Source organism: Hymenobacter terrigena (assembly GCF_054776515.1).
This window is the reverse complement of the sequence record NZ_BAAHBU010000002.1, coordinates 1489210-1506815: the sequence shown is the minus strand read 5'-3', so window position 1 is coordinate 1506815 and position 17606 is coordinate 1489210. Positions and strand designations below refer to the sequence as shown.

The 17606-nt window shown below is 60.4% G+C and carries 13 protein-coding genes and 1 pseudogene; 4 read left to right on the top strand and 10 right to left on the bottom strand.

What is annotated here, in order from left to right:
• The 6 genes and pseudogenes from ACYU7Q_RS13115 to ACYU7Q_RS13090 all read right to left on the bottom strand — a co-directional run.
• Window positions 1–331 (bottom strand): annotated as a pseudogene (locus tag ACYU7Q_RS13115) (hypothetical protein); the annotation flags it as partial.
• Window positions 332–524: 193 nt separating this feature from the next.
• Window positions 525–2111, bottom strand: a complete 1587-nt coding sequence (locus ACYU7Q_RS13110; protein WP_460609878.1) for a RagB/SusD family nutrient uptake outer membrane protein — start codon at window positions 2109–2111, stop codon at window positions 525–527.
• Window positions 2112–2138: 27 nt separating this feature from the next.
• On the bottom strand, window positions 2139–5498 hold the full coding sequence (locus tag ACYU7Q_RS13105; protein WP_460609877.1) for a SusC/RagA family TonB-linked outer membrane protein: 3360 nt from the start codon (window positions 5496–5498) through the stop codon (window positions 2139–2141).
• Window positions 5499–5553: 55 nt separating this feature from the next.
• The gene (locus ACYU7Q_RS13100; protein ID WP_460609876.1) at window positions 5554–6612 is read right to left on the bottom strand and encodes a FecR family protein; all 1059 of its coding nucleotides are present in this window, start codon (window positions 6610–6612) and stop codon (window positions 5554–5556) included.
• Window positions 6613–6721: 109 nt separating this feature from the next.
• Complete coding sequence (locus tag ACYU7Q_RS13095) at window positions 6722–7336, bottom strand: RNA polymerase sigma factor (RefSeq protein WP_460609892.1); 615 nt, start codon at window positions 7334–7336, stop codon at window positions 6722–6724.
• 244 nt (window positions 7337–7580) lie between these two features.
• Window positions 7581–9155: a glycosyl hydrolase gene (locus tag ACYU7Q_RS13090; protein WP_460609875.1), complete on the bottom strand. Its 1575-nt coding sequence runs from the start codon at window positions 9153–9155 to the stop codon at window positions 7581–7583.
• Between the two features lie 516 nt (window positions 9156–9671).
• On the opposite strand from ACYU7Q_RS13090, the gene ACYU7Q_RS13085 reads away from it, so the two are divergent.
• Together ACYU7Q_RS13085 and ACYU7Q_RS13080 are read left to right on the top strand one after the other, a co-directional pair.
• On the top strand, window positions 9672–12392 hold the full coding sequence (locus tag ACYU7Q_RS13085; RefSeq protein WP_460609874.1) for a glycoside hydrolase family 2 TIM barrel-domain containing protein: 2721 nt from the start codon (window positions 9672–9674) through the stop codon (window positions 12390–12392).
• A gap of 38 nt (window positions 12393–12430) precedes the next feature.
• Entirely contained in the window at window positions 12431–13732 is a 1302-nt protein-coding gene (locus ACYU7Q_RS13080; RefSeq protein WP_460609873.1) for a glycoside hydrolase family 2 TIM barrel-domain containing protein, read from the top strand.
• Between the two features lie 66 nt (window positions 13733–13798).
• On the opposite strand, the gene ACYU7Q_RS13075 is transcribed toward ACYU7Q_RS13080, so the two are convergent.
• From ACYU7Q_RS13075 to ACYU7Q_RS13065, 3 genes are all read right to left on the bottom strand, one after another.
• Window positions 13799–14062, bottom strand: a complete 264-nt coding sequence (locus tag ACYU7Q_RS13075; protein ID WP_460609872.1) for a hypothetical protein — start codon at window positions 14060–14062, stop codon at window positions 13799–13801.
• A gap of 18 nt (window positions 14063–14080) precedes the next feature.
• Entirely contained in the window at window positions 14081–14275 is a 195-nt protein-coding gene (locus ACYU7Q_RS13070; RefSeq protein ID WP_460609871.1) for a transposase, read from the bottom strand.
• Window positions 14276–14386: 111 nt separating this feature from the next.
• Entirely contained in the window at window positions 14387–15937 is a 1551-nt protein-coding gene (locus ACYU7Q_RS13065) for a hypothetical protein (RefSeq protein ID WP_460609870.1), read from the bottom strand.
• A gap of 368 nt (window positions 15938–16305) precedes the next feature.
• Between ACYU7Q_RS13065 and ACYU7Q_RS13060 the strand changes: the two genes are divergently transcribed.
• A complete protein-coding gene (locus ACYU7Q_RS13060; RefSeq protein WP_460609869.1) occupies window positions 16306–16512 on the top strand; it encodes a hypothetical protein in 207 nt (68 codons plus the stop codon).
• A gap of 112 nt (window positions 16513–16624) precedes the next feature.
• Entirely contained in the window at window positions 16625–16825 is a 201-nt protein-coding gene (locus tag ACYU7Q_RS13055) for a hypothetical protein (protein ID WP_460609868.1), read from the top strand.
• Window positions 16826–16929: 104 nt separating this feature from the next.
• On the opposite strand, the gene ACYU7Q_RS13050 is transcribed toward ACYU7Q_RS13055, so the two are convergent.
• A complete protein-coding gene (locus ACYU7Q_RS13050) occupies window positions 16930–17373 on the bottom strand; it encodes a hypothetical protein (RefSeq protein ID WP_460609867.1) in 444 nt (147 codons plus the stop codon).
• Between the last annotated feature and the right edge of the window lie 233 nt (window positions 17374–17606).

Here is a 17606-nt window from a genome sequence, read left to right as displayed (position 1 = left end):
CCTGCGAATTCCAGTCGCCGGGCACCTGCAGCGCGGCCGAGTGGTCGAAGTCGTACTCAATCAGCTCGGGCTCCTGGGCGGTGCTGGGCTTCTGGTTGTCGTAGTAGCCGCCCTTGCCGCTGGCCGATTTATCAAACGCCTCGCGGCGGTAGTCGTAAAAGCCGTTTTCGTAGGGGTCGATGATGTAGTTCCAGCGGCCGTTGAGGCTGAGCACGCGCCGCGCCGGCGCATTCTGGATAAGGCTGCTCTGGGCCCGGGCCGGCAATTCGGTGAGGAGGCTGGCCAGCAATAAGACCAAGGCAGACAGTTGCAGCAGGACTTGTTTTGTCATGAAATAGGGAGGGGGCACAAGGCAAGCGAAATGGAAGGGCAGCGCCAGTGGGCCATTGCAGTAGCCCGGCGCCGATGAGTAGAACCCTCCATTTCGCTAATTCACCACACGAAAAAACAGGGACCTGATTGATAAAGGCGGCCAGAGCGCGACTTCTTCCAAGTAGAGAATCGCGCCCCGGCCGCCCACAGACTTAATAGCCGGTATTCTGAGTCAGCCCGCCGCCCACGTTTCGGTCGATTTCCGATTGCGGAATGGGCAGCAGCATGTTATTGGCCGTCAGGTTCGTCACATAGATGGGGTTGCCGTTCAGGCGCAGCGTGCGCGATACCAGCGTGCCGGTGCGCACCAGCGTGAGGCGGCGGGGCTCTTCGCCGATGAGCTCGCGGGCGCGCTCGTCCAGGATAAAATCGAGGTCGATGCTGGAGGCCGCCACCTGCGGGGCCTGGGCGCGGGTGCGTAGCACGTTGATGCTTGCGGCGGCCCCAGTGGTATTGCCCTGCTTCAACTGGGCTTCGGCCAGCAGCAGGTAGGTTTCGCCCAGGCGCATCATGGGCAGGTCCTTCACAGTGGCCAGGCCGAACTCGTCGAGCGGGTTGTACATGTTCCACTTCGTGATGTAGGGCGTGATGCGGTAGGCCGTGTCGGAGCCCGTGACAATGACGCGCTTGCCGTAGAGCGTGGGCTTGCTGGGGTCGTTGTAGTAAAACTTGCGCTTCAGGTTGTATTTGGAGTTGCGCATGTCGCCGGGTGGGTACAGGCGGTAGTCCACCCACTGGCTCAGGCGCAGGCGCCCAATGCCCCGCCCGCCCAGCGAGTCGGCGATGAGCATGCCGTTGATGGCGTAGTAGCCCGGCACCCACATGCGGCGCTGCTGGCCGCCGTTGCCGTTCACCCCGCCCGGGATGTTGAGCTGCTGTTCAATGCCCCAGATGAGCTCGGTGTTGCCCTGGCTGCGGCGCTGGTTGCCCACAATGAACATGTCGGAGTAATAGTCGCCGGGCGAGCCGGCCCGAACCCCGTAGCGGGCCGAGATGAGCTTGTACTGGGTGCTGCTGATAATGGCCTGGCACTGGGCCTCGGCCAGGCTGGGCTGGTTGGTGCGCAGGTACACTTCGGCCAGCAGCTGCCGGGCCGCGCCCTGCGTGATGCGGCCCGAAGCCGCCTTGCTGGCCAGAAACAGGTTGGGGATGGCCGTGGTGAGGTCCGTGATGATGGCGGTGTTCACGTCGGCCACCGGCGTGCGGGTGAAGTCGGTGCGCGGCGTGGTCACCGGCTCCAGCACCAGGGGCACGGCGCCATAGAGCGTAGTCAGGAAGTTGTAGGCATAGGCCCGGTAGAAGCGGGCTTCGGCGCTGATGCGGTTTTTATAGCCCTGGCGCAGCGTGGACGGGGCCGCCGCCGAAGCCTGAATCAGGATGTTGGCGTTGTTGATGATGCGGTAGCAGGCGTTCCAGTAAAAGGATGCGCCCTGGTCCTGCGACTGCAGTTTCTCGTAGTTGAAGTACGGTGTTTCCACGCCCTGGGGCATGGCCGGGCTGGCCACGTCGGTGCCCACCTGCAGCACGCCCAGCAGGCCCTGCGGCTCGGTGGTGGTGTACATGTCCCGCACCACGGTTTGCAGGCCGGCCATGCCCGCCTCAAAGCCCAGCGAGTCGACCAGCGTGGTTTGGGGGGTGTAGAGCGACTGGGGGTTCTCGTCGAGAAAGTCTTTTTTACAGGAGCTGAGCACCTGGGCCAGGCCCAGCAGGGCAGCGGCGCTGAGTACAATTCGTTTCATGGGAATTCTGAAAGCAGATGGTGGGAATTAGCGCAGGTTCAGGTTGACGCCGAACACGTAGGAGGCCACGTTGGGGAAGTTGGGGTTGGCAAACTGCCCTTCGGTGTTGCCGGCGCCGAAGCCCTGGCCGTAGTCCTGCTCGGGGTCGTAGCCTATCCACTTTTTCCAGGTATAGATGTTGCGCCCGCTCACGTACACCGTGAGGCCGCCCAGCTTGGCCCGGTCGAGCAGGGCCGTGGGGAAGGCGTAGCTCAGCGTGATGTCCTTGAGGCGCACATAGCTGGCGTCGGAGGGGTAGGCGTAGCTGCGGGTGTTGGTGTAGACGAGCGACGGCCGGGTGTTGCTCATGTTTTCGGCCGTCCAGTAGCCGATGTTGGCCGGCTGGTTGATTTTCCAGGCAAAGTCGCCGCGGTTCAGCAGGTCGTTGTTCTTGAGCACACCTTGGGCTGTTTGCAGAAACACGCGCAGGCTCAGTCCTTTGTACGTAAAGGTGTTGGTGAGGCCGGCCGTGTAGTCGGGCAGGGTCGAGCCCAGGTACTTGCGGTCAGTAGCGTCGATTTTGTGGTCGCCGTTCTGGTCCACGAATTTCAGGTCGCCGGGTTTGGCGCCGGGGTCGGTGCTGCTGGGGTCTTCGCCCACCTGCCACACGCCGGCCAGCTCGTAGTCGTAGATGGCGCCCAGCGGCTTGCCGATGAAGCGCTTGCTGCCGATGTCGTCGAGGCCGTTGCCCAGCAGCTCCAGCACCCGGTTGCGGTTGGCCGAGATGTTGAAGCTGGTTTCCCAGGTAAAGTCGTTGTGCTGAAGGTTCACCGTGTTCAGGGTCGCCTCAATGCCCTTGTTGCTCACCGAGCCAATGTTGTCGAGGATGCTGTTGTAACCCGAGATTTGGGGCAGCGAGCGCGCCAGCAGCAGGTCTTTGGTGGTGGCGTCGTAGTATTCCACAGTGCCGCTGATGCGGTTTTTGAGAAAGCCAAAGTCCAGCGCCACGTTGCCGCTGCGCGTGCTTTCCCACTTCAGGTTGCTGTTGCCCAGGTTGCCGGCGCGCAGGCCCACCACCGTCACCCCGCCCGATACGTAGTTGACCAGGCCCTGGCCCGTAATGGTCTGGTAGGGGTTGATGCCCTCGTTGCCGGTGAGGCCGTAGGACAGGCGCAGCTTGAGCAAGCTCAGAATGCGGTTGTCTTTCAGAAAAGCTTCGTTGGTGATGTTCCAGGCCAGGGCGGCCGAGGGGAACGTGGCGTACTTGTTGGTGCCGACCCCGAACACCGTCGAGCCGTCGCGCCGGGCCGTGAGGGTGAGCAGGTAGCGCCCGTCGTAGGAGTAGTTCAGGCGGCCCATCTGCGAGAGCAGCGCCCGGCGCTCGTCGTAGGAGCTAATCGTGGAGGGGATGCTGCCTGCCCCGATGTTGTTGAACCCCGTGGCGTCGTTGATGTAGCCGCTGCCGTTTTCGGTGGTCGTGATGAACCGGTTTTCCTGGGCGCTGTACAAGGCCGTCAGGTCGATGTGGTGCTTGCCAAAATCCTTGTTGTAGGTCAGGATGTTTTCGAGCGTGTAGTTCCGGCGCAGGTCGTTGGTGATGGAGGCCGCGCCGTTGTTGTTGTTGGCCAGGCGGCCCCGGTACGAGGCGGTGTAATACGGCCGGTTCGAGTAGTTGCCGTTGAGGCGGTAGGTCAGCCCTTCCACGAACGTGGGCTTTACTTCCAGGTAGCCCGTGCCCACCAGTTGGTTGTTGCGGTTCACGCGCTGGGTGGTGAGGTCAATCAGCGGACTCACAAAGTTGCGCTCCGGAAATTCAGGAAAGATGTTGTAGGTGCCGTCGGGGTTGTACACCTGGCCGTAGGGGCTGGAGGCCAAAGCCAGCGAGAGGCTGGCGCGCCCCCCGTCGTCGTTGGAGTTGGCGTAGAACGCCGAGGTGCCGACCCGCAGCCAGGGCGTCACGTTGGCGTCGATGTTGGAGCGGAAGCTCACGCGCTGGAACTGAAAGCCCTTCACCGTGCCCTGCTGCTTGAAGTAGTCGCCCGAAACGTAGTACTTCACGTCGTTGGTGCCGCCGCTTACCGCCACGTTGTGGTCCTGGATGTAGCCTTGCTGCGACACCTCCTTAATCCAGTCCGTGGTGATGCCGGCGTTGTAGTTGGGCAGCTCCGAAGAGTAGGGCGTAGGTTGGGGGGTAATCTTGGCCTGTACCGTGTAAGCCTTGTACTTGGCCAGGTACTCCTCGCCGCTCATCGGCTTGAGGGTGTTCACCATGTACTCGGGGCCGCCGTAGCCGGCGTAGCGCACCTGGGGCTTGCCAGTTTTGCCGCGCTTGGTGGTCACCAGAATCACGCCGTTCGAGCCGCGGGTGCCGTAGATGGCTGTGGCCGAAGCGTCCTTCAGAATCTCAATCGACGCAATGTCGTTGGGGCTGATGTCGTTCAGGTTGCCCGGAAACAGCGGCACGCCGTCCAGGACGATGTAGGGGTCGGCGCTGGCCGTAATGGAGCGCACCCCGCGAATGCGGATGTTGGGCTGCGCCCCCGGTACGCTGGAGCCCGACGTAACGGTAACGCCCGCCACGGACCCCTGAATGGCCGAAGCCACGTTGGATACCGGAATGCGCTCCAGCCGGTCCTGGGGCACCGACGTCACCGAGCCGGTCACGTCCTGGCGCTTCTGGGTGCCGTAGCCCACCACTACCACCTCGTCGAGAGCTTTGGTATCGGTGGCCAGTACCACGTCGACGATAGGCCCGCTCACGGGTTTTTCCTGGCTTACAAAGCCCACGGAGCTAAATACCAGCGTCGCGCCCTCGGGCACGCTCAGCGAGTAGCGGCCGTCGGGGCTGGTGGCGGTGCCGTTGTTGGTGCCCTTCACCAGGACCGTCACGCCGGGCAGCCCTTCGCCGTTGGCCTGCGTCACGCGGCCCGATACCTGGACGTCGGCCAGGATAAGCTGAGGGGCAGGCATTGAAGCCGATGAGGGAGCAGGCGTTGGAATCGATTGCGGAATGGGCAACGTCGAGGCTTCCCCCGGGGCCGTGCCTGGGCTCGGCGCGTTCTGCGGCACAATGACGTAGAGGCCGTCTTTCAGCAGCTCAAAGCGCAAGCCGTTGTGCTCCGAGAGGTAGCGCAGGGCCGCTGGCAATGATTTGAAGGTGGGATGCGCCGGGTCCAGGTACTTGCCGCTCATTACCTCGCCCCGGTAAAAGAACGTGACTTTGTAGCGGGTTTCCAGGTCTTTCAGCACCCCGGTCAGCGGCTGCTGCTGGGGCGCGCTCCGAAATCGGCCTTCGCCTGCGGGAGCGTTTTGGGTAACCAGGGCCAAGGCGCCTTGGGCCCGACTAGCCCCTGCGGGCAAGCTGCCCAGCAAAACGGCGTAGCGGGCGTAGCGAGTAAAATTTGCCATAGGTAAGCAATGGGTGGGAAAATTGAGATTGAGAAAGAACGGAGCCCAGGCCGCCTTAGCGGCTGGCGGGCAAAAAGCGCACGTGGTTGCCCTTGCGGGTTACCTTGATTTCCAAAGATTTAGCCAAGGCGTCCAGCAGCACATCGGGGGTGGTGGTGGGTACCTGGCCCACCACCGTCTGGTGCAGAATGGCGGGGTCCGCCACATCTACTTGCATGCCGTAGGAATCGCGCAACAGCTGCACCACCTCGCGCATGGGGGTTTGGTCAAATTTCAGGCGGCCCTCCGTCCAGCCTGTATACAGGGCCGGCTGCACGTGCCGCCGCGTCAGGCCGGGCTGCACCGCCGAGGTTTCCACCAGGTCGCCGGGCTGCATCAGCAGGTTTTCGCGGGTGAGCAAGGCCTGCCGCTCCACGGCCACCTTGCCCGAGCTGAGCACCACTTTGGTGCTGCCCGGCCGGCTGTTCACGTTGAATTCGGTGCCCAGCACGGCCACGTTCAGCCCGCCGGCGTGCACCACGAATTTTACGTTGGCCGGCGCCCCGGCAATGTCGATGACGGACGGTGGCGCCAGGTGCGTCACCTGGAAATAGCCTTCGCCCGTCAGCCACACTTCGCGGGGCGAGGTGGTGTTCCACTGGGCGGCGGTTGTGAGGGTGGAGTTGCCGTTCAGCACCACCACCGAGCCATCGGGCAAGGTCAGGCGGCGCTGCTGGCCGGTGCTGGTCGCAAACCGCTCGGCTTTGCCGGCGGGCACTGCGGGCCGCAGCCATTGCCACCAGCCCAGGCCCACCAGCAGCAGGAGCAATGCCAAGGTGCCCGCCAGTACCCGGCGGCGCTGCACGCGCAGCTGCGGCCGGGCCGCGGGGATGTTCAGCGCCTGGCGCAGCCGCTGCAGCTCCTGGGGCAGCAGTTCATCGGGGAGGGGGTAGGGGCGGGCCTGGCGCAAGCCCTGCACCAGGGCGAAGGCTTCGTCGGCTTCGGCTTTTTTTTCGGGATGCTCGCTCAGCCACGCTTGCCAGAAGCGGCCGGCTTCGGAATCGGCCCGCGCCACGAAGGCCTGGAACGATTCGTCGACCACAAAATCATCAACCGAGTAACGAGTAAAATCCATGAGCGCGGTAGTAGAGGCCTCGGCCGTTTGCTACTATCATAAGTCACCCGTCGTTTTGTACTCGGTACAAGGCCAGTTTTTTTTGATGGCAATCGAAAACCATTGTTTATCAAAGGTTTATTTTTAGCAGCCCTTTAAAAGCTGCGGCCAGTTGCCCCGACAGCAGGAGCAGCAACAGCGGCAGCGTAAGGCTTTGGCGCAGCAGCTTGATGCCCTGGTACACCAGGTTGCGGATGGACTGCTGGTTGAGCCCCATAATCTCCGAAATCCGCTCGTAGTCGAACCCGTCGAAAAACTTCAGGTAAATGGCTTCGCGCTGGCGGTTGCTGAGCCGGCCCAGCGCGGCCAGCAGCTGCGTGTGCTGCTCGGCGGTGAGCTGTTGGGCAATCAGAAAGTCCTCGGGCGAATACTGGATTTCGAACTCTACCGGGTAGGTGCTTTCCAGCAGGCTGCGGCGCTGCTGGGCCTTGATTTCGGCCGCCACCTCGTGCCGCATCGATTTGAAGAGGTAGGGCTTTATCTCCTCCACTGTGCTCAGGTGCTGCCGCCGCTGCCACAGCCGCTGAAACAGGTTCTGGATGCAGTCCTTGGTCAGGTCCTCGTCGCTGGTCAGCCGCAGGCCGTAGCCGTACAGCTCCCGGTAATGCCCCTGAAACATGGCCTCAAAGGCCTGCTCTTCTCCCGCCAGAAACCGATTCCAAAGCGTGGCATCCGACGAGGGCATTAGTTGCAAGGCCTAAAGTGAAAGGGAACCCGGCTGGCCGGGTGAAGGAAAAAGTTGATAAATGTATTTGGCTACCCGGTAATATTGGATGAATAACGGTGCCTAAAAGTGCAGGTTCTTATAGTCTGGGCCGCGCAAGTTCATAGCCAATTGATAAAGAAACCGTTGAATTAGCGGCTGGTAGCAAACAAGCGAAGCGGCGACCCGTTGGCGGGCGCCGCTTCGCTTGTTTGCCGTAGGGTCCTCAATTGGTTTTGAGCAGGCGCACGTGCTGTTGCGCCCGGCTGGTGCCTTCCAGTGTCAGCACGTAGCTGCCGGCCGGGTACGGGCTTAGGTCGAGGGAAAGGGTATTCGGGCCCGGTTTTTCGGTCAGGGTTTCGTGGCGTACCACCTGGCCCAGGGCATTGGTGAGGTACCAGCGGCCAGGGCCGGAAGCTGTCGCCTGCCAGCTCACGGTGGCTTGGTTGGTGGCCGGGTTGGGGAAAAGAGTAGGTGCGTCCTGGGGCTTGGCCGCGGTGGTTGCCAGCGCGGCAGAAGGCCCAAAGGCTTCAATTTCCCAGAGCGAGTAGCCGAACGTGGTGGCGCGCCGCGTGCCGGTGATGCGCAGGTAACGGCCATGCCCGTTGAGGCCGGTGAGGTCGTCCACGCCGCCGTCGCTGTTCACCACCGTCATCAGGTTGGTCCAGGTCAGCCCGTCGTTCGACGCTTCCACGGTGTAGTCCACAGCGTAAGAATTCTGCCAGGTGAGCAGCACCCGCGAGATGGTCCGGCTCGTGCCGTAGTCCAGCGTAATGGCCTGCGGGTCGGCAAAGGCGCTGCTCCAGCGGGTGTTGATGTCCGTGTCGACGGCGTTGGCCGCGCTCAGCGTGGCGCTTTCCTGCGAAGTGGCACTGGCCGACACGGGCACCAGCTTGCCCGGCTCCCAGCCCACGGGCAAGGTCACGTATTCCTGGCCGAGGGCCGTGAGTTGGCCGGAAGCGGGAGCCAGCAGGTTAATGTTGGGAATCTGGCCGTTGCGGCCCGAAAACCAGGCGTAGCGGCCAATGACCGGGTCTTTTTCCAGGTAGTTCACCGCGTCGAGCATGTACTTCTGCTGCAGGGCCAGCGTGATGCCGGAGCTGGGCGTGAAGTCGCCGCAGGCAAACTCGGTGAGCCAGATGGGCTTGTTGTACTTGCGCAACTCGTTGATTTTGTCGCGCAGGTATTTTTCCTGGCACACGTAGGTGTGCACGGCAATGGCGTCGACGCGGGCCGTGGGGTAGGCCGCGAAAAAGGCATCGAGCCACTTCACGGGCGAGTTCATGGTCACGCCGTTTTCCACCACGCAGCTGCCGCAGTAATTCAACGCGGGCGAGATGAGCATCAGGTTTTTCTGCTGGGCCACGGCTTCGAGCACTGGCCAGAGGGCCGCCGCCTGGCTCGGCGTCATGTTGGCCTGACTGGTAAAATTGGGCTCGTTGAAGCCCAGTAGCGCCTGGGCCCCGGCCGGAATGCGGCTGGCCAGCGCGGCCGTTGTCACGGTGGTATTGTTCAGGCTGCCATTCCATTGCATGGGCGCGTAGTCCACGTTCAGGCCCTGGTACACGCTGGCTGCGCCGGCGTCGGGGATAGACGACCAGTTGTACCACCAGCTCAGGCCAGGGGCCAGCACCTGCAAATCGGCAGCCGAGTTGTAGCCGTAGGCCATGCCGCGCTTGGGGCTCTTGACCGGGGTTTGGGCCTGGGCGCCGCTGGCGGTTGCCAGCAGCAACGCCAGTGCGAGATAGAAAATGCCGCCTTTCCTTGGGGAATTCCGGTGCGCCGGGGTAGCAGTTATCATAAAGGATGTGGGGGGTTAGCTGCCGGCTTCAGAGCCTACCTGAGCCGACGGCGGTGGAAAGATGGAAAAGCAATAAGAGGGCTTTGCAGCCTTTAATTGCACTGGAAGCAGATGCTGATTCAGTAGCCGGGTAGCGCGGGGTTTCGGTGCCGGCGCATGGGAACAATGGCCGTTTGCTCGTACCATATTCGCGGGGCGCTTTTGTACTCATTAGAAGCCAAGGTTTTATCTAAGCAACATGATAGTCGGTTGTAAAACAGGATGTTAATTTTTGAATAATGACTGTACTATTGCAATTGCCTGCGTGTTGGGGCGGGGAGCACGCCCGAAAACGTTTGCGTAAAGAATTCAGACCCGATTCTCAGGTTTTACCGATTAGTTGCCTAAACTTGCCAGCGTCTAGCCGGTAGCCTACACCGGCAAGCAAACCGGCTTCGGCCCTAGCAACCTGACGACCAGCCCCTGCGGCGCAAATCATCAGGCTCCAGCTGCCTCACGGCACCTAACCTCATCCCCATGCAATTCTTATTTTCCGGCCGCATCGGCCGTCGGCTCGCCTTGGTGGCTGGGCTGTTGTGGGCCGTGCCCGCCGCGTCTCAAACGCGCGTAGTTGAGTCCGTCAACACCAACTGGCAGTTCCGCAAAGCCGACGGTCAGGACTACACCAAAACCCCTGCCCCGGCCACCGGCTGGGAGAAGGTCTCCCTCCCCCACACCTGGAACACTACCGATGTGCTGGACGACCAGCCCGGCTACTACCGCGGGGTGGGCTGGTACCGCAAAACCGTGTTTGCCCCCGCCGCGTGGAAAAACCAGAGCGTGTACCTGGATTTTGAGGGCGCCAACCAGGAAACCGAAGTGTACGTGAACGGGCAGCTGGCCGGACGGCACGCGGGGGGCTACACGGCGTTTCGCTTTCCAATTAGCAAGCTGCTCAAATTCAACGCCGACAAGCCGATAGCCAACGAAGTGCTGGTGAAGGTGGACAACAGCCACAACCCCGCCATTCCACCCCTCTCGGCCGACTTCACATTTTATGGCGGCATCTACCGCGACGTGTACCTGCTGGCGGCCAACCCGGTACATTTTGACCTGGATAACAACGCCTCCTCCGGCACCTTCATCACTACGCCAGCCGTGTCGGCCCAGGCCGCGGAAGTGGTGGTGAACGGGACGGTAGCGAACGATGCCGGCACTGCCCGCATCGTGACCGTGCTTTCGCGACTACTTGACCGCCAGGGCCGGACCGTGACCCAGCAGCGCACCCGGGTAAAGCTCGCGGCCGGGCAGAAGCAGCCCTTTCGGCTGGCCTTCGGCAAGTTGAGCCAGCCGCATTTGTGGTCGCCCGACGACCCGTACCTGTACCAAGTGGTGTCGTCGATTGAGGACGGCAAGAAAACGCTCGACGAGGTGAGCAGCCCGCTGGGCTTGCGCTGGTTTCGTTTCGATGCCGCCAATGGGTTCTTCCTGAACGGCCAGCCGCTCAAGCTCATCGGCACCAACCGCCACCAGGATTTTCAGGACCTGGGCAATGCCCTGCCCGACGCCCTGCACGAGCGCGACATGCAGCTGCTGAAGCAGATGGGCGGCAATTTCCTGCGCATCTCGCACTACCCGCAGGACCCCGCCGTGCTCGCGGCCTGCGACCGGCTGGGCATTCTGGCCTCGATGGAAATTCCCATCGTGAACGAGATAACCGACTCCCCGGCCTTCTTCCAGACCTGCAAAAACATGCAAACGGAGATGATTCGGCAGAACTTTAACCACCCCTGCCTCATCATCTGGAACTACATGAACGAAATCCTGCTGCGGATGCCGGAAAGCACCCGCAAGGACGAGGCCGCGCGCCAGGCTTATTTCGGACGCGTGGCTGACCTGGCCAAGCAGCTCGACGACCTGACCCGGCGCGAGGACCCCAGCCGCTACACCATGATTGTGAACAACGGCGTGTTTGACCTCTACCACCGCGCCGGCCTCACCACCATCTCGCAGCTGGTGGGCTGGAACGTATACGCCGGCTGGTACGGCAACAACACCCGGTTCGAAGACCTTAACAAAATCCTTGACCGCCACCACGAGGAGCTGCCCACCGTGCCGCTGCTCGTGACCGAGTACGGTGCCGACGCTGACCCCCGCCTGCATTCCTTCGAGCCCCGGCGCTTCGACAAAACGCAGGAATACGCCAACCTCTACCACCAATACTACCTCAAGGAATTCCTGGCCCGCCCCTATGTGGTGGGCACCAACGCCTGGAACCTGGCCGATTTCAACTCCGAAGGCCGGCAGGAAGCCAACCCGCACGTCAACACCAAAAGCCTGCTCACCACCGACCGCCAGCCCAAAGACACCTACCTGTTCTACCAGGCTCACCTACTGAAAACGCCTTTCGTAAAAATTGGCTCCCGCAGCTGGACCTTGCGCAGCGGCACCGCCGCCGGGGCCGATTCGCTGTTTTGCCCGCAGCCCGTGGAGGTGTACACCAACCAGCCCAGCGTGCGCCTGCGCCTGAACGGCCGCGACCTGGGCAGCCGCCCCGCCGAGTTCGGCATCGCCCGCTTTCGGGTGCCCTTTGCGGATGGCGAGAACAAGCTCACGGCCGAGGCCAACGGCCAGGCCGCCGACGAGGCCACCATCACCTTCCAGCTGCTGCCGACCAATCTGACCTCCGAAAAACTGCGCTTCCGCGAACTCAACGTGAGCCTGGGCGACCAGCGCACCTTCACCGATGCCCCGCTGAACCAGGTGTGGGTGCCCGAGCAGGAATACCGGCCCGGTGGCTGGGGCTACGTGGGCGGCCGCGTGCTGACCACGCCCGGCAGCCTGCCCTACGGCTCGGGCCGCAACATTCTGGGCACCGAGTACGACGCCATCTACGAAACCCAGCGGGTGGGCCTCTCGCAGTTCCGCCTCGACGTGCCCGACGGGCAATACGAGGTGACGCTGCACTTTGCCGAGCTCGAAAGCGTGCCCACCGCCGAGCAGCTCATCTACAACCTCGAAAAGCCCACCACGGGCACGGCTGCCCCCATCAGCCAGACCGGCCGCTCGTTCGACGTGCAGCTTAATGGGCAGGCCATCCTCACCGGCTTGGGCACGGCTACTGAGCTGCTGCCGCTTCAAGCCACCAGCTTTAAATTCCCGGTACAGGCCCGCGGCGGCCAGGGCATTCGCCTCGACTTCAAAGCAACCGTAGGCGAAGCCGTGCTGAATGGCATCCAAGTCAAACGGCTCTACTGATTCCGGTCTTCTCTTGGCTATACTTCTTGATTGAACTCATGAGAAAAATCACCACTCTTGCCGGGCTTTTGCCCCTGATTGCCCTGGCCGTATTCCCCCTGGTTGCCACCCGCCCGGCTGCCTCCGGGGCCGTGAAAGTAGAAGTGCGCCAAGCCAATGGCCGCTACCAGCTGCTGCGCGCCGGCAAGCCCTACTTCGTGCGCGGCGCCGGGGGCAGCAAGTTTCCCGAGCGCATTGCAGCGTATGGGGGCAACTCCATCCGCACCTGGGGTACCGGCGACGCCCCTCGGGTGCTGACGGCCGCCCACGCCAATAACCTAACCGTGATGATGGGCCTGGACGTGGCCCGCGAGCGCCACGGCTTCAACTACGACGACCCGCAGGCCGTAGCCGCACAGCTGCAAAAAATAAAGGCCGAGGTGCTCAAGTACAAGGATGACCCCGCCGTGCTGCTCTGGGGCATTGGCAATGAGCTGAACCTGGAATACAAGAACCCCAAGGTGTGGGACGCGGTGAACGACATCGCCAAGATGATTCACGAAGTGGACTCCAACCACCCCACCAGCACCGTGCTGGCCGGCCTCAACCCGCGCGAGGTAGCCCACATCAAAACCCAGTGCCCGGCCGTCGATATCCTTTCGGTGAACACCTACGCCGGGTTGAGCGCCATCCCCAAGCAGATTCGCGAGGCCGGCTGGACTGGTCCCTACTTGGTGACCGAATGGGGCCCCACCGGCCATTGGGAAAGCCAGCAGCTGCCTTGGAAAGCGGCTGTGGAAGAAACCAGCAGCCAAAAAGCCGCCGTGTACAAGAGTCGCTATGAGGCTTCGGTGCAACAGGATAAGACCCAGTGCCTGGGCAGTTACGTCTTCCTCTGGGGCCAGAAACAGGAGCGGACGCCCACGTGGTACGGCCTTTTTACCGAAGACGGGCAGGAGTCAGAAGTAGTCGACGTGATGCAGTACCTGTGGAGCGGCAAGTGGCCCCAGAACCGTGCCCCGCACCTGGCCAGCCTGCGTCTGAACGGCAAGCAAGCCCGCGATACGGTGTATGTGAAAGCCAGCCAGCCCTATCCCGCTGTAGCCGAGGTCACCGACCCGGACAAAGACCCGCTTACCTACCGCTGGGAACTACTGCCCGAAGCCACCGACCTGCACAGTGGCGGCGACCGTGAAAGTCGCCCCACGCCGCTGCAAGGGTTGTTAACTGCTGATTTACAAGGCCAGGTCCGGATGCAAGCGCCAGCGCAGAAGGGCGCTTACCGACTGTTTGTGTACGCTTCGGATGGTCATGGTAACGTTGCCACTGGCAATGTTCCCTTTTACGTCAATGGCCAATGAGGATTCAGGAGAACTGTCAGCCTAGCAAAAGGCGTGGTTCACATCAACGCTAGGTTGCACGGATAATTAACGAAGCCATAACAAGGCGGCGACGAAACGCACCATTCCCAAGAAGCTGTTGGCCGTTTTATCGTAGCGCGTGGCCAGTGGCGAAACTACGCGCAACGGGTTGCCCAGTGCATCTACAATGACGTGGAGCTTACTGGTGAAGCTGCCGCGCGAGCGGCCAAGTCCTTCAGCCGGGGCGCTGCTTTGCTGCCCGGCCGTATGCCGGTGGGCCCGCACGCTGGTCGAATCGAGCATCTCCCAATCCAGGTCTGGCTCCTGCATGGCCTCGAACACGTCTTGTCAGAAGCCTTTCTGGGCCCAGCGGCGGAAGCGGCGGTACACCGAATTCCACGGTCCAAGTTGCTCGGGCAAATACCGCGCCGGCGCACCGCTGCGCGCAATCCAAAGCACGGCGTTCACAAATAAGCGGCTGTCGGCCGCCGACCGCCTGCGTCGCCAGCTTTGTCCGGTAACAAAGGCGCTAGTCGCGCCCAATCAGCATCTTTAAATTCGTGTCGCCGCATAACCCAGAGGCCAGCGATTTTCCACCTACCCTGGGGCTCAAGAGAAGAGCCTTTTTAAAGCCGATGGGCAATGCTATCCGCTCTACGAAGAAACGGACTGCTGGTAGCCCTGCGCGCCTAAGGCCACGGGCACTGGAATTTGTTCGCGTAGCATCTCCAGGATAAGCGCCCAAAGGTGCTCGTACGGAATGATTTCAATTTCGGCATAAGCCTCACCGGGAGGGTTCGTGTTTTGCAACTGCTGCAAAATAGCCTTTCCGCCTTCTGCCGCCTGTTTTGCATGGAATCCCTTGTCCACCATGATGCGCAGCAGGCGCAGGAACAGTTTGCTGCGCATCATGCCGCTGCCCACCATGTGCCGCTGCTGGTACTTGCGCAGGCGCTCCAGGCGCACCATGATTTCCTCGAAATTGCGCTCACGCATATAAACCAGCATTTGCAGGACCAGGATGGCAACGTTCAGCCCACTCTTATCGCGGCTGAACTCGGGCAGCATGAGCGCCCACCGGGCCATTTGCATCCGGCGAGCAGGCCCCATCCGCTGTGCAGGATGCACGAAGTCGCTATAAGCCTTGTATAAATCCCAGCGTTCCAAAGCGGCCGGCCGCTGCTTAGAGAAGGCCGGGTTTTTCATCACCGTTGTAAACAGCTGTTGCGCGTAATCGTAATTTTGGGCGTGTAGCGCTAAGAGCACATGGTTTTCCTGAAAAAATAGCCAGTTACTGGAGGAAGGGTGGAAGTCCGGCATCGCCAACTGGGCCAATTTTAGGCCTTTGATAGGCTGGCGGCTGCGCAAGTGCGCAAAGACGGTCATGAAATGGTTGTAGCGCTTATCAAACCGACGCTCATTGAGCTTGCCCTCGCGCAGCTGTTTGGTGGCCAGCGCGGTCAGGCGAATAATCTCTGGGTAGTTTCCCTGCAGCTCATGAATGGCCAAACGCAGCCGGTAGAGGTAGTTATAGGTGTTGAAGGTTTTGGCCCGCCGGTGCAGCGCTTCCAGTTTCTCCAGGTGCGCCGGTAGTAGGGGCAGCACGGCCCGCCGGCTGCTCACGGTGCTGGCCAGCGCCAGTTGCGTTCGGGCATGCAGCCGCTCGGCCTCGTCTTCTAAGGACTGGGTGAACTGGGCCTGCTGGAGCAGCTTATCCGTTTTCTCAAACAAATGGGCCTTGCGCATTTGCGCGTAGAGCGTGCTCAGCATACGGGCGCATTGCACCACGTATTGCGTGAATTCCCCTTTTTGCGCAAGGCTCAGGCAGCGCTTGAGCAACTGCTCGGTCAGCACGTATTCGCCCTCGGCGAAGAGAATGCTGATTTTATGCAGCAAGTCGAGGCATTCGTTCTGGTACCGACGCGAAACCAGATGGCGTGAGTCGGAATGGTCGAGGAAGTAGAGGTGGTTAAGCAATTTGCTACGTACCCGCGACTGGAGCTTCTGCAACGCCCGAACGTTGGGAGCCGTGCCCTTTCCGTACAAAGCCTTAACTAATTGGTTCTGCGTTATGCCTGGCGCATCAAGGAGGGCGTGCACTAATTGATTTTCCTTGGTTTTATGTTCGGCATGCAGGTCAAGTACCGGCACCGATGGCAGTGCTCGCGATGTCACAATTCGCGCAAGATTGGAAATGTCATTCATGTAAAAACAGCCCTGTAAGGCTGGAATCAGTATTTATAGACTTAGCAATCTGTAAAAACCCATGTCTTAAAAACGGGAAGTGTTTCCTTTTTTCACTTATGAATGCCGTTCACCTTTGTATCGTGATTATACAGCCAATTATTGGCTAATATGTCGCAAACAGACAAAATTTTGTAGAAATACAAAAATAAAATATCAGCTGGCTTACGGCATTTGAGGTTAAGAATCATAGATTCTTAATTACATTAAAGAATTACTTGTATTATTCATTGTCTGATTTGCGCTAAGAGTGTCCTTTTTTAGCCTTGGGGGGTGTTATAATTTTGTTGTGTTCTTAATTCATACACAAAGACTTACACCCCTCTAACATGCTTGACTTCTTCGCCATCGCTCTGTTTCAGATTGCTACCGTATTTGGTTATGCTCCCACGGACAAGCCGAACGTTAATGACTCGTCTGCCCCCCAAACGGAGGTCGATGGAACGGTAGGTAGCGGCGGCTGGGGCAACGATGTAACCTGCAACGATACAACGGTAGGCAGCGGCGGCTGGGGCAACGACATCATTGCTAATTAAAAAGTTACTGCCCTTGGGCTGCGCAGTGCGAACCGCAACCCGCAGAACAGCACCCACTGTGCCCATATCTTGGGCAACGACCGGCTGAGCGACAGATTTTGCACCGTGCCCAATGCCTGAATCTTATGCACTAGTGCCGTGGCTCCAAGATGCCAAGTCTGTCGAGCCGGACCTGGGCAAGGGCTACACAATGCACGTTAGCCGTGAAAAATTGCCCGAACTACCCACGTTCAGCACCACCCAGGCTTTTCCCATGGGTATGCTCGATGCGCCGGTGATGGCCTTCATCGGTCCCCAACTGGCGTGTATATGATATCGACCAGTCCACTTACCGCTGTGCGGTAATAGAGCGGCTCTCTAATATGCCGTGGCAGGTACTGGTTCGAGACTTGCAATGCAAGCAATGGCCCAGTGCTATTAGTGGAACGAAGCGAACGGGCCGAACCCCCATTCGTCGAAGCCATGCAAAATTGAGCGGGAACGCAGCACCATGTCGGTGGCTCGCTTGGCCGCAGCCTTTGCTTTAGCCGGCGAGATTATTGCCGTTTTCTTAGCTGCTGCCCGCTTGCTGGGAGCAGGGCCGGCCGGTTTACTCGCCACCGCCTGCGGGGCGCTCACTGGAGGGCGCAAGGGGTTAAAATCCTTCTGCTTTTGCTGTCGAGTGAAGTTTTTTTTGTAGGAAACGTAGTATTTCTTGTCGAGAATGCTGGCCCGGGAGACAGCCATCGTTATGGCCTGCCGGGTGACGTTCAGTGCGTCTGCGCAGGCAGTAACGGTTTCGTATTCACTGATGCAGTTTTCACGGCCGTCGAAAACGTACACTTTCTTTAAATTGCGGGCATGGCTGGGCAAAGTAGGCATGAAGTGGTAGGGGAAAGGATTAGATAGTTTTCAAAGAACCATAATAAAAATCTTTCTGCCGAATTTTCAATGGTCGCGGTCCGGGGCAAATGCAAGGCCCGGGAAAGCTTTGGGATTCCTCAGATTTGAAGTGTATGCCACCAAATGGTGCCTATTTATAGTGGTGGGAGCGGGGATAAAAATCGAGTAGGAACTATTGAAATAACTACTATGGAACTCAGAGCCGCGATAAT

Excerpts from the sequence above, each read along its gene's own strand:
- ACYU7Q_RS13060 (WP_460609869.1), top strand. The coding sequence starts at position 16,306 with ATGCTTGACTTCTTCGCCATCGCTCTGTTTCAGATTGCTACCGTATTT.
- ACYU7Q_RS13085 (WP_460609874.1), top strand. The coding sequence starts at position 9,672 with ATGCAATTCTTATTTTCCGGCCGCATCGGCCGTCGGCTCGCCTTGGTG.
- ACYU7Q_RS13055 (WP_460609868.1), top strand. The coding sequence starts at position 16,625 with ATGCCTGAATCTTATGCACTAGTGCCGTGGCTCCAAGATGCCAAGTCT.
- ACYU7Q_RS13065 (WP_460609870.1), bottom strand. The coding sequence starts at position 15,937 with ATGAATGACATTTCCAATCTTGCGCGAATTGTGACATCGCGAGCACTG.
- ACYU7Q_RS13095 (WP_460609892.1), bottom strand. The coding sequence starts at position 7,336 with ATGCCCTCGTCGGATGCCACGCTTTGGAATCGGTTTCTGGCGGGAGAA.
- ACYU7Q_RS13075 (WP_460609872.1), bottom strand. The coding sequence starts at position 14,062 with ATGCAGGAGCCAGACCTGGATTGGGAGATGCTCGATTCGACCAGCGTG.
- ACYU7Q_RS13090 (WP_460609875.1), bottom strand. The coding sequence starts at position 9,155 with ATGATAACTGCTACCCCGGCGCACCGGAATTCCCCAAGGAAAGGCGGC.
- ACYU7Q_RS13080 (WP_460609873.1), top strand. The coding sequence starts at position 12,431 with ATGAGAAAAATCACCACTCTTGCCGGGCTTTTGCCCCTGATTGCCCTG.
- ACYU7Q_RS13050 (WP_460609867.1), bottom strand. The coding sequence starts at position 17,373 with ATGCCTACTTTGCCCAGCCATGCCCGCAATTTAAAGAAAGTGTACGTT.
- ACYU7Q_RS13110 (WP_460609878.1), bottom strand. The coding sequence starts at position 2,111 with ATGAAACGAATTGTACTCAGCGCCGCTGCCCTGCTGGGCCTGGCCCAG.
- ACYU7Q_RS13105 (WP_460609877.1), bottom strand. The coding sequence starts at position 5,498 with ATGGCAAATTTTACTCGCTACGCCCGCTACGCCGTTTTGCTGGGCAGC.
- ACYU7Q_RS13100 (WP_460609876.1), bottom strand. The coding sequence starts at position 6,612 with ATGGATTTTACTCGTTACTCGGTTGATGATTTTGTGGTCGACGAATCG.